Below are 13,039 nucleotides of genomic sequence, written 5' to 3'. Positions count from 1 at the left end.
ATTTCATATGGATGAACAGTCCAAGGGCGCTATACTAAAAACTACTTTTTTATTGAGTAAGACAGAAGGTTTCATCGTAAAAAACTCTAGAGCAGCGTTTCTCATAATAAAGAGAGATTCGCTGCTCTTAGTTTTTTGCTGCTTTTAGTTTATTGGTAGCCGCCAGCTTCAACTGTGTCATCGTTATCTGAGTCTCTGAGGGTTTCGGACCCAGATGACACTATTTGCTAATTTTCAGCCTTTTGAACAACATTTCGGACTCCAGTGACGCTATTGCTTAAAAAGAGGTCCATATGTGTTGTATTTCATACAGATAGTGGCTATGGGGACCGTTAGCCCACCAAAAGTACAATAATACTGCTTTTAGCGTCATCTATGTCCGATAGGTGGTGCTACATTGTTGCAATAGTTCTTAAAACTTCTATCGAACAAAAAGTAAAGGAGTTCACCAAGCAGCCTTTCGCGGCTGAAGGGAACTCCTTTTTTCGCGTTCGACGTATTACACGTATTGGTAAAGCACGGGAGTCAGAGGCTCCGAAACAAAACAAGCCTTAAAAAGTCACCTCTATAGATGATTGCTGATAACCCTCACTCCAGCCTAGAGGGGTTGTTTGTGTTTATCAGCAACTGAGCAGTTTTACAAACGATTTCACAGGGTTGGAGACCTTTGAAAACATTAACCCGGTGCTATCATTGGTAATGAAGCTGCACACCTAAAGTTGTAAGCGCATTAACGAATGGCGCCAGAGCCGCTCATCGTCAGGAACAGCGCCAAATTTAGCAGGGTTTGGGGGAACGGGAGAAGACATGAATGAAATTCTATTGAACGATTTGAAGTGGGAAGTCAAAGGGTATTGGCCCTGGGTTCCGCTAAAGGGCACCAGTATGGAGCTGGGACAGGAATTGATGGGGGTTACGGACTGGATGCCTGCCACTGTGCCGGGTGGAGTTCACTATGATCTCTTCAGACAGGGCTGGATTACCAACCCTTATCAAGAGTTAAATAGCCTGAGTTGTGAATGGGTGGAGAACCGCTGGTGGGTTTACCGTACGACCTTGAAGCAGCCTGAGCTGAGAGCAGCCAGAGTTGAACTGGTCTTTCAGGGACTGGACTATGAAGCCTCGGTATACGCTGATCATTTACTGTTGGGTGAACATAAAGGTATGTTCGAGCCGGCTGTATTTGATGTTACAGACCTGCTCTCCGGGCGGGAAAGCCTTGAAATTTCAGTGCTGTTGAAGCAGGCGCCAGATGAAATGGGGCAAATCGGCAAAACCTCGGCTACCTTCACGCAGAAGAGCCGTTTTAATTATAAATGGGATTTCTCTACCCGGTTGGTCAATGTCGGAATTTGGGATGATGTGGTATTGAGGGTACATCAACAGTGCTCTTGGGATGATGTGTCGATCACTACAGATGCGGAGTTTGGCGAGAACGATAGAAATCAGATCTCGTCTGGTCGAATCACCATTCAAGCAGGAATCAAGCGAATGGCTGGCTCTGAAGATGATGGGACACTGACAGCGTGCATCACCTGTGCTGATCCGGAGGGGAATCTGCTGCTGGTTCAATCGCGACCAGTTCGAGCTGGAGAGCTTCTGAACGCGGAGCTGGAAATACCCGAACCTGAGTTATGGTACCCAAACGGTTATGGAAAGCAGCCACTGTACAATCTTGAACTAAAGCTACTGGATGAAGCTGGAACGGAGTTGGATACCCAGAGCTTTCAAACGGGCATTCGCAAGCTCGATTATATCCACAATGTAGACAGTCCAGACAACGCCCTACCATATACAGTGGTGATTAACGGAAGCAAGATCTATATGAAAGGGGTAAATATGACCCCTCTGGACCATCTCTACGGGAATGTAACGGTTGAACAATATCAACTGATGATTCGTCTGATGAAAGCAGCTCATATTAATCTCGTTCGGGTATGGGGCGGTGGAATCATTGAGAAAAAGGCTTTTTACGACTTATGTGATGTAAACGGCATTATGGTCTGGCAGGAGTTCATTCAGTCCAGTTCAGGTATTGACAATATCCCTTCGAAGCAGCCGGAGTTTTTGGAGCTGCTTCACAAGACTGCCTGCACAGCGCTCTGTGACAAACGCAATCATGTATCGCTAACGGTATGGAGCGGCGGCAATGAATTAATGAGTGAGCCGAATAAGCCTTCCGACAGCAGCGATTCCAATCTGGCGATGTTGAAAGAACTGGTAGAACAGTATGATCCGCAGCGACTCTTCCTACCGACCTCAGCTTCCGGCCCGGTAGAATATATTACGGATGCAAAAGGTCAGGGGCATGATGTGCACGGTTACTGGAAGTATATGGGAAACCCTTATCACTACGAGTTATATGGCAGCAACGATAATCTGCTGCACAGCGAATTTGGGGTGGACGGTCTGAGTTCTCTCAAAAGTCTGGAGAAATTTCTGAGTGAGACCAACCGGCGACCGGTTTCTATGGAGAACAACGCGATATGGAGACATCACGGGGAGTGGTGGGATACGCTGAGCCGTGAAGAAGAAATGTTCGGCAGCATGACAGATTTGGAGCAGTTCTCTGCCTGCAGCCAGTGGATACAGGCGGAAGGAATCCGGTTCGTGCTGGAGGCTAACCGCCGCCGTAAGTTCCGAAACAGCGGCAGCATTGTCTGGCAATTCAACGAGCCGTGGCCGAATGTGTCCTGCACTAACCTTGTCGATTATTACGGTGAAACGAAGATGGCCTACCATTGGGTGAAATCTGCCTTCCGTCCGCTACATGTTTCGCTGGACTACCGCAGTCTACTGCTTACACCAAGCACCGGATTTCAGGGAGATGTATACGTGCATGGAGGAAATGGACGCAAGGTAGAAGTCGACGCGGAAGTCTTCGATGCAGTCGGACGGTGCATCTATCAGCAATCATTTGAGGCAGAGGGAAACAACGATCAGGCTGTCGGCGCTGGGGTGCTGAATTTCAACGTGCCAGAGCATGAGGATGCTTTATATTTCGTCAGATTGTCCTACCAGGACGGCGATGAAGCACCACAGCAGAATTTATATGTATTCTCTACTAATAAAAAGCATCCATATGCTCCCGCGCTTGCACTTACAGGAGGCAATCTTGAGGTGCGTCAGGAGAGTTTATGGCAGCCGACGGGTGCTCAGGAGAAGAGCCAGCAGGCCCGTTTTACAGTCCAAAATACCGGTAGTGAAGTTTTACTGCATATCCATGCAGAGGAAAGGGGAGACCGCTACTGGATGGAAGCGGATGAGCAGTTCCATACCCTCTTTCCGGGTGAGACCAAAACAGTAACGGTTACTTGCACTCCTAAACTCTCAGGAGGATTCCTGTCTGGGGAAAATTATAGGATCACAGATGGCTTGCCAGAAATTAGATTCATGTCGTTCCTAACAGCACAGAGCAGAATGATAGAGGATGGAGGAGAAAAAAATCATGAGTAAAACATTGTGTTTTATACCGGAGGCATATGTTCCGCTAAGTCGGTTTATTCAAGCCGAGGGATCTACACCTGTCGCTATACCTGTTAGCAGAGCAGTGGCTGATTACTTAAGGCTGCACAACGCTCCACTGCTGCTTGCTTGCTTGCGAGGCGGCGAAGTAGCTTATCAGAAAGCGAATTGGTCAACCCTCCATGAAGACACTGTTGAAGCTGAAGCAGCAGAAGGGATCTCCGAGAAAGGGGAGGGGGTATTTGTATTAGTCAGTCCTTTGCTGACCAATATGCTTCCTGTAGTGTCTCACTGGGATAATAGCGTTGCTGAGGGAAAAGGAGGCTTCCGTTATGGCGGAACAGATGGCATAGGGACATTGCGGATGGACGAAGCCGGGGAAAAGGTTGTTTCCGAGCATGCACGGCTCTACAATAGCGACCCAGATAGCCCTTATGTATACAATACGGAAGATCATCAGCTGTTCGGAGGCAACGAGGGGAATAAGAATCTTAAAACTCCGCAATTCGAGCATTATATCGGTGACCGCTACAGTCTCTATGCTGTAGATGATCTAGTTGCAGTTTCCCTGAGCGACCGCATCCTTAAGACCTTCGGATTTCCGGTGGTTTTCCGCAATGCATCCACAGACAATGCTGCACTTTTAAGCAATGCGCCTGTATTTCAGCTCATCAGCGGCAGTCTGCTAGTTACAGAGAATGACCAGCATAGCCTTGCTTCCTATATTCTGCCGCCCTTTTGGAGTGCGGCAAATGTTAAGGGATATCCACTGTTGTTCAATGGTTATTATGATGCCAATGAGAATACCTTCAGCACGGTAGGTCCCTCATTTCTGGAAATCATCGGCAAGACTCTGGCCAGCACCGGCAAAGGCGTTGTCGGCATTCTGTGGAACGGAGGAGGATATATCGGCAGCCGTTCCTTGCAAGGCTCCATCTATGCTGGCATTGGGGCGGCAATTACCAGAGGTCAAGAAAGTTATGGCGGTGATGCAGAGCAAGTAGTGGCTGTAGGTGGTTCGCGCGGCGGCTTAACTGCGCTGCTGGCTGGAGGCAATCCGCTTTGCTTACCCTATCGGGTGCGCTACACACTGTGTTATGCACCGCCGTTGATTCTGAACGGGCTCACCCGTGAGTTTGCCGAAGGAGCTTGCCCACTGATCTGGCATGTGGCGGAAGTAGACACCGGTTACCGGGAAATCTGGAAGAAAGATTGGCAGCATCCACAGAACGGCAGCACGGGAATCGAGACTCTGCTACAGACTCTGACGGGAACTATTGACTCTGCAAGTCTAAAGGAAACGACCGGACTGGAATCCGAATTTTTTCTGGAGGGTCTTAAAGCGAGTGGCACAAAGCTGCTGATTAACCATGGCACGCATGATGCCTTTACCCTTAGCCGCTTCAGCTTTTCCTTCGCGGCTTTGGTTCGGAGTCGCGGGATACCGCTTCGCCATGAGATCGGATACCGCTTCGGCCATAACAACTGCACGGATCTTTACGAGCAAGCTACTCTATGTCTAATAGCTCTGCTACAGGAACAGGAGCTCGAATTCACGGGCACGGTGCATTATCGCAGACACAGTCCGGCTGCGGGAGAGTGGGAGCAGACCGAACGTTTTGTCCCAACTCATCAACCCGTTTTTCTGGAAGCACCTAAGTTCGTAGCGGTGGGTAGCCCTGTGGCTTGGACTCTTTATGGAGAGCCGGGAATGGAATACCGCCTGGATCTGGGAATCCTAGATCAGCAGGCTTGGGAACAGAAGCAGCAGGTAGTTCGAAATGAGCGCATCACACTGGCGTCCGGTGTATTGCCGGACAAACAGCATCCGCTTGAACTCTGCTCGTGGCAGGATGGCGTAAGCCAGCTCACTGACGGACAACATGCGGGCTTTTATCTTTATGAGCTGTCATACAGGCTCAAGGGTGAGCAGAAGTGGAGCGTAGTTTCTCCCTCCCGTGTGCCACAGCCCGGCGTAGAGCCTCAGTCGGTGCTTCGTATTTTGGAGGAGCAGCCCAATCCGGCGAGCGAAGCGTTTCGGGCGGAAGCGGCCGTCCTCTGCATCAGCGCAGGGTTAAGTGAGGCCTAAACGATTCACCATAACATGAACATAAGTGGTGTGCGGCCATTCCGGTGCGTGCACTGCTTTTTTTTGCCAACAAATAAGTAGCTTTACAAACGCTTTCGCAGGGTTACCGGATTTCGGCGCTCAGTAGGAAGCGCTATCATTTAGGTATAACAACTATACAACGCCTGACCGGATTAAAGCTTGATTCCGGGAGGAAGGAAGGACAGGAGCATGATTGGAAAAACCAGTGAACTAAATCCTTTAATGACAGAGAAAAAGAAAGGTTATCCTGTACGGCGTTTATTCAAAGATTGGTCATCCTGGATATTAATTGTACCCACACTGTTTGCCTTTTTCTTTTTTTCCTGGCAGCCGCTCGTGAAGGGCATTGTGCTCTCTTTTTTCAATACTGAGGGTTATAATGCCGTAAGTTTCGCCGGACTGCAGAATTACAAGGATGTTATACAGAACTCGGCGTTTCAACAGACATTGACCAACTCTTTTGTGTATGTGTTCTGGTCACTACTGATCGGTTTTGCCGTACCCATTATTGTCGCTGTCGTGATTAATGAATTGAGACATGGGAAGTCATTTTTTCGCTTTTCGGTCTTTTTTCCGAGTATGGTTCCCGGCATTGCCGCTTCGATGTTATGGATGTTTTTGTTTGAGCCCGGAAAGGGTGGCGTGCTGAATATTATGCTGAGTGCCATGGGATTTCCGGTGCAGCAATGGCTTCAGGATCCGCAAATGACGATAATGCTGATTATCTTCACGATTACCTGGCGAAATTTCGGGGGAACAGTGCTGCTTTATCTGGCAAGTCTACAGAGTATTAATCATGATCTGTACGAAGCAGCCTCGATTGACGGTGCGAATGTATGGCGGAGATTCAAAAGTATCACCATTCCGCAAATCTCTAGCATGATCGGACTGATGATGATTTTGCAGATCAGCGGTGTATTCCAGATCTTCAATGAACCCCTGGTAATGACTGAGGGTGGACCGAACAATGCCTCAATGACCTTGATGCTGCAAAGCTATTATTATGCGTTCCGGAGTTTTGAAGCAGGCCATTCAATGGCGCTCGGGGTTATTACTTTTCTAGTCCTGATGGTGCTTACCATTATTTATTTCCGGCTGGATAAGAAATTGAACAGGGAGTAGAAGCTATGAAAACTAAAGAAGCATATGGCATTATCGGCAATATAGAATACAGATCACCTTGGGTGCGCCTGCTGTATTGGTGCATGTTCATTCTGATGATTGTGCTGGCCGCTGTCTGTATTTTGCCTCCGGTCTGGATTATGGTCTCAAGTCTGAAGGACATCAAAGAGTTTTATGCAATCCCGCCCACCCTGATCCCCCGCTCGTTCAATGTTGGCAAGCTATGGGAGACCTGGCAGGAGTTTAACTTCCTCAGTTATTATCTGAATACGGCTTATCTGGCCGCAGGTTCTGTACTGTTCTGCCTTACTTTTAACGGACTGGCCGGATATTTCTTCTCCAAGCTAAAGCCGCGGGGCAGTGCCCTGCTGTTTGCCCTGATCGTGTGGACCATGATGGTGCCGAATACAGTGGGCATGGTGCCGCTGTTTAAGAATCTGATTGATTTTCCGCTGTTGCACTTGAACCTGACCAATACTTACTGGCCGATGTGGTTTATGGCTGCTGTGAATCCGGTGGTAATTCTGATCTTCAAAAACTTTTTCGATACCATCCCACAAGCGCTGCTGGAAGCAGCCAAAATTGACGGAGCGAGCACCATCGGTATTTTTATTCGAGTCATTCTCCCGCTCAGCGGACCAGTTATGGCTACAATTACAATCCTTACGATGAACAGTGTCTGGCAGGACTTCTTCTGGCCCTTTATGGTGCTGAAGGATAAATCGACCTGGTCGGTCATTGTGGCTATTTACAATCTGAAGGCGACATTGCCGCAGGACATACAGTTTATTGCGTTGACGTTTGCGATTCTGCCGCCGATTATCCTGTTTATTTTTTTCCAAAAGTACATTATGAACGGGCAATCCTTCGGCGGCAGTATTAAAGGGTAACATCACCCGATCACAAACCATTTCACAGTTTTGCCCCGTAGGGTGCTGCAGAAGGTGCATGTTAAGATGATTTCAGATTCAAAAAGAAAGCGCTTTACATGTTGCGAAGAATGCTTTAACAATAAGACTAGGGGGAATTACATTGAAAAAAGGACACACCAAGAACCTGACAGCTACACTGGCACTTACGCTGCTTTTTTCTGCCGGACTGGCTGGCTGCGGAGGCGGCTCCAATGAGAAGAATGCCGGAGGAAAGACGGAGACAGCGGGCAATCAACAGGTGACGATCAAGGTCAGTAACTGGCCAAAGCCGAATGAGGAAGCCAAAATCGCCCAGTATGAGCAGGTCATGGCGAAGATGAAAGCCAATTATCCGGAAATTATTGTGGACAAAGATGAATGGGGTTATGATGTCAGCTCATTCCTGCCAAAAGCGGCCAGCGGCCAGCTTCCGACGGTATACGAAACCTTTTTTACAGAAACAAGCAAAATCATCAAGGCAAATTACGCGGCTGACATAACGGATACGATGAAAAAATATGGCTACGACAAGGCGATCAATCCAGATCTGCTGAAAATGGTTACCAAGGACGACAAGTATTATGGGATTCCGAAGGACGGATACGTCATCGGTATGCTCTACAATATGAATCTTTTCAAGGAGGCTGGACTGCTGGACGACAAGGGGATTCCTAAATTTCCTAAAACATATGAAGAGCTAGCAGAAACTGCGCAGATTATTAAACAAAAGACCGGTAAAGCCGGAATGTTCTTGCCTACAAAAAGTGGTCAAGGCGGTTGGATGTTCATGAACATTGCCTGGGCATACGGAGCAGAATTTGAAAAACAGGTAGACGGGAAATGGCAGGCGGTGTTCAATTCGCCTGAAGCAGCAGCGGCCCTGCAATATGTGAAGGACTTAAAATGGAAATATGATGTACTGCCCGACAACAATCTGGTCGATGTTACGAACGATATGTTCCGCTTGTTCGGAACCGATCAGGTCGCTATGAGCTTCGGCACGAATGACTGGTCACCGGTCATCCAGCAACAGACTAAGATGTCCAAGGACAATGTGGCAATGTCCGCGCTTCCAGTAGGACCAATCGGGAAACCTGTAACCCTGCTCGGTGGCGGCCTATATATGTTCTCGCCTAATGTAACACCTGAGCAGATTGATGCCGGATTCAAATGGCTAAAAACCTACGGATTTACACCAGAGTCCTCTGAAGAGGCACTGACCGGTTGGGATATTGAGAAGAAGACACTGAGCGATCAAGGGCTGATCGTAGGGCCTTACGGGCTGCGGATTTGGACTGATGAGAAACGGATTGGAGAAGAACAAAAGATTCTCGACAAATACAACAACGTCAATCTGGATTTGTTCCGTGATTATATGGACAATGGCAGCAAAGGCATGCGGGCGGAAGAACCAGTCAACGCACAGGAATTGTACCAAAAGCTGGATATCGTACTGCAAACCGTACTGACGGACAAGAACGCAGATCCGCAACAGATCTTGGATAGGGCTGCCGAAGAATTCCAACGTGATTATCTCGATAAGGTTAAATAAAACGCAGACCAACGGCGACGTCGTCCTTCTGAAGGGCGGCGATGCCGTTTCTGCGTAGATTGCCTTAACTACTTAAATGAGATAAAGGAGATATGCATAACATGGCAGCAAAAGAATGGGGAGACTGGGGAGCACGCTGGATCTGGCCGCAGGAGGAGCAAGGATCAGCGGATAGGGAACAGCAGCACGAGCGTGCGTACTTTCGCAGAGTGTTCGAACTGCCAGCTGGTATCGGAAAGACCTGCACCCTGGATTTGGCCATTACCGCAGACAGCCGCTACAGGCTGTTCGTCAATGGGCAGCGTTTATGGGCCGGTCCTTGTAAAGGACATGGTCATATACAGTATTATGAAGAATTCAGTCTGGACAATGTTCTACAACCAGGTTTAAATGTGCTTGCTGTTATGGTCGTTCATTATGCAGGGACTACGCCCTTTGAACTGGGTGAAGACGGACCTTTGTCCGTCTGGCGCTCGCAAAAAGGCGGTCTGCTTGTGGAAGCGGCAGTTACACAAGGCGGGCAGCTAGTACAGGAGCTAAATACGGATAGCTCATGGAAAAGTATTAAGGATCGCAGCTATAAGCTCCAGCAGTTTCCGATCATACGCTGGATGGGTGGACTGGAAGAAGTGGAGGGTGACGCAGCGCTGCTGGATTGGACACTGCCCGAATATGATGACAGTGCCTGGCTTGCTACCGGAATTGTGCAACCGGTGCGGGATGAATATGGCCAATTAACCCCTTGGCAGCTGGCCCGACGTCCGATTCCGCTGTTGTATGAGCGGGAGCAATTTTTTCTGAAGCTAATGCGCAGCAGTAGCGGGGTAGGGCAAGCCTTTTTTGAGGAAGGGCATAGTCTGGAGCTGCGAAATGGAGATGGCGGCGCTTCACCCAACGTAGTACTGCCTTCCGCTGGAATAACAATAGAAGCAGGGCAACATTTTTGGTTGGAGTTGGATGCTGGCGAGCTAACCACAGGGTATTTGCAGCTTAGACTTCTTGGAGGCAAAGGTAGCCGGATTACCCTACTATGCGCTGAGTGTTATGAAGAAGAAACGGGGGATGATGAGATTCGCCGCAAAGCTGTCCGCGATAATACGAAGGAACATGTATTAAGAGGGGGCTACGATAGCTATCACCCGGCAGGTTACGGCATCTCTGCGCGGATGGAAATCTACGAACCGTTCTGGTTTCGTACTTTCCGCTATGTACGGCTGGAAGTGCAGGCTGGTGTCGAGCCTCTAACGATTTCCAGCTTTAGCTATAGGGAGACCGGATATCCACTGCAGCCGGAAGGAAACTTTCACTGCTCCGATGAACAATATAACCAACTATGGGAGCTCAGTGTACGAACACTTCAGCGCTGCATGCATGAGACCTACGAGGATACTCCGTATTATGAACAGCTGCAGTATACCATGGATACCAAACTGATGATGGAGTTTACGTACCTATTATCAGGGGACGACCGGTTAGCGCGGAGAGCTATGGAAGATTATAAGGCCTCTCAGCTACCAAACGGGATGCTGCAAAGTCGCTATCCCTCTGTGCTGCCGCAGGTCATTCCTTCCTTCTCCCTATATTGGATCGGAATGATTCATGACCACTACAGATCCTTCGGGGATATGGCCTTGGTGAATCAGTACCGGTTAGCGCTGTTATCTGTGCTGGACTGGTTCGATCAACATCTGACTCCGGAGGGTCTGGTGGACAGAACGCCCCGCCAATATTGGAATTACTTCGATTGGGTGGAGGAATGGCCGCTCGGCGCACCGGATTGTACGGATGATGCACCCGCAACCGTACTGAGCCTGATGTATTCAGCCGCGCTGGAGCAAGCGGCTGAATTGCTTGCAGCCAGCGGTTGGACACAGATTGCTGGTGAACTGCGTCAACGCAAAGCGGCGGTCAACGCTGCGGTAATGGATTGCTGCCGGCTAACGAACAGTCTGCTGTTCCGCGACAGTTCGGAGGCATCTGCGGGAACGCAGCATAGCCAGCACACGCAGGTCTGGGCGGTTTTGGCGGGCACAGTGGATGTTGTAGAAGGGGCGGCACTGCTGGAGTCAACGTTAACAGACACATCACTGGCTAAGCTTTCGTTGCCGATGAGCTACTATCTATTCCGCGCGCTAGAGAAATGCGGAATGTATGACCGCTCGTTCGGACTATGGACACGGTGGTTGAAGCAGTTGGAGCTTAATCTCACTACACTTCCAGAAATAGATTCAACCGGCACCAGAAGTGACTGCCACGCATGGAGCGCACTGCCGATCACTGAGTTCACCAGAGGGATATTGGGTGTCCAACAAGGAATAGAGGGAATAACTATAAAGCCCCACTATGGAGAACTGCGGCAGGCCAGCGGAACCGTAAGTACAAGTATCGGCCCAATAAACATCAAATGGGAGATCCGTTCAGTAACAGGACAGGAGATCTTCCACATGAAAGCTTTTTGGCAAGCCGGATCGGCAATTACAATAATTCTGCCTAATCATGAAGTGCATGAGACAGATGAGGGTTCCTTTTACAAGGAGATCGACATTAGTCACCTTAGCTGTTAGTCTGATTTCAGTTGATTTTGTTTTCATGATTCATACACCGGAGGGGGATGGGGAAGTCATATGTTCAGATCGTTCGGCCGCAATATCCGCCTAGTCCTGGTGTTGTTCATTACTGTCTATATTGTCGCTTCGAGCTTCATTCTGTACCGTACTATGGAGCATAGAAGCCTTGACATGCTGCGGCAGCTATCCGTTCAGTACACTGGCCAGCAGCATAAGAACACACTTCTGTTCATGAACTGGCTGGAGGAGACCTCGAAGCTTATATCCAACAACCAGGTGGTGCAGAATGCGCTGAAAAAACCAACATATGACGGGGCAATCTCTCCGATACTTGAGGGCATACGTTCTTCCAGTAGTGACATTCTCGGCATTTACATTTGGGGAGAAGCAGGGGGAACTTACTCCTCGAGCAATGTTTCCGGGTTGCTGCCCTTTGCAGAGATCAAAAAAGAACCAGGGATGGAACAATTTCTAAATAACCGAGAGCAGGCTTTGCGCTGGACGGTGCTGAACCGGGAGCATCTAATGAATGCACCTTCGGATCTGCGCGACCGTCTGTTGCTTGAAGTAAAAATTAAGGGTTCGATGGGAGACGTCCTCGGTCTGCTCTCGCTCGAAGTGGAGATTGACAAGCTTTACAGCTTCTACCTATCTGGCGAGAATACAATCTACGGGGGAAATGAAGTTTACCTACTGACCGGAAACAGGAAGCTATTGAGTGCTGCCGATGTCCCGAAGGAGCGCCTGCAGGAGATCAAAGCAGCACTAGTTACTTCGGAAAAAGCTACCTTGCCTGAGCCTGTGACACAGGGTATCGATCAAAATAGTACAGGCAGAGGTGATGCAGATCTGCTGGAGCGGGAAACGGCTGACGGCCTGATTTTGCTCTATCCACTACCGGAATCGGCAGAGCGGATTGTCACCTATATCTCAGCAGATGGCATGAATGCAGAGCTGCGAACGTTTAAGTATTTAATGCTCGCCCTGAACCTCGTAGTGTTCATAGTGTTTTGGCTGCTGATCTCAGTGCTTAGCGGCAGTATAGTTAATCCACTGAAGCAGTTGTACCTGAAGATTAATTCAACAATGAAAGACTAAGATAAGATGGAGTCTGAATCATGAAAATCGCTAACCGAAGTGTATTTCATACATCTAGCGTGGGCAATAAACGGATGAAGTAAGATATAGTTGTATTCAGTACACTTATTATTCGGAAAGTTAGTTGCTGCCAACAGAATTGGAACGTATAGATGTACCAAATACACTTAAACTTCTGCTCGCTGCAAAAAAAGGGTGCTTTAGCTGTATTAAA

Annotated in this window: 7 protein-coding genes; all 7 read left to right on the top strand. The window is 48.7% G+C overall.

Translation table 11 applies throughout. From position 1 onward, the window contains the following. Nucleotides 1-807: 807 nt before the first annotated feature. The 7 genes from MHI15_RS21795 to MHI15_RS21765 all read left to right on the top strand — a co-directional run bounded on the left by MHI15_RS21795 (nucleotide 808) and on the right by MHI15_RS21765 (nucleotide 12,825). A complete protein-coding gene (locus MHI15_RS21795; protein WP_341164857.1) occupies nucleotides 808-3,456 on the top strand; it encodes a glycoside hydrolase family 2 protein in 2,649 nt (882 codons plus the stop codon). Further along, on the top strand, nucleotides 3,449-5,554 hold the full coding sequence (locus MHI15_RS21790; protein WP_341164856.1) for a hypothetical protein: 2,106 nt from the start codon (nucleotides 3,449-3,451) through the stop codon (nucleotides 5,552-5,554). Before MHI15_RS21795 ends, MHI15_RS21790 begins: the two co-directional genes overlap by 8 nt. Nucleotides 5,555-5,797: 243 nt before the next feature. Then, nucleotides 5,798-6,697, top strand: a complete 900-nt coding sequence (locus MHI15_RS21785; protein ID WP_036677455.1) for a carbohydrate ABC transporter permease — start codon at nucleotides 5,798-5,800, stop codon at nucleotides 6,695-6,697. A 5-nt stretch (nucleotides 6,698-6,702) separates the two neighbouring features. Beyond that, on the top strand, nucleotides 6,703-7,587 hold the full coding sequence (locus MHI15_RS21780) for a carbohydrate ABC transporter permease (RefSeq protein WP_051490964.1): 885 nt from the start codon (nucleotides 6,703-6,705) through the stop codon (nucleotides 7,585-7,587). A gap of 142 nt (nucleotides 7,588-7,729) precedes the next feature. Next, a complete protein-coding gene (locus tag MHI15_RS21775) occupies nucleotides 7,730-9,160 on the top strand; it encodes an ABC transporter substrate-binding protein (RefSeq protein ID WP_081383668.1) in 1,431 nt (476 codons plus the stop codon). 101 nt (nucleotides 9,161-9,261) lie between these two features. After that, nucleotides 9,262-11,724, top strand: coding sequence for an alpha-L-rhamnosidase-related protein (locus MHI15_RS21770; protein WP_341164855.1), 2,463 nt, complete (start codon nucleotides 9,262-9,264; stop codon nucleotides 11,722-11,724). A 60-nt stretch (nucleotides 11,725-11,784) separates the two neighbouring features. After that, nucleotides 11,785-12,825, top strand: coding sequence for a hypothetical protein (locus MHI15_RS21765; protein ID WP_280752977.1), 1,041 nt, complete (start codon nucleotides 11,785-11,787; stop codon nucleotides 12,823-12,825). Nucleotides 12,826-13,039 lie beyond the last annotated feature (214 nt).

Origin of the sequence: Paenibacillus sp. FSL H7-0918, assembly GCF_038007025.1 — a bacterium.
In the GTDB taxonomy this organism is placed as follows: Bacteria; Bacillota; Bacilli; order Paenibacillales; family Paenibacillaceae; genus Paenibacillus_AQ; species Paenibacillus_AQ odorifer.
This window is presented reverse-complemented; position numbering and strand designations above follow the sequence as displayed.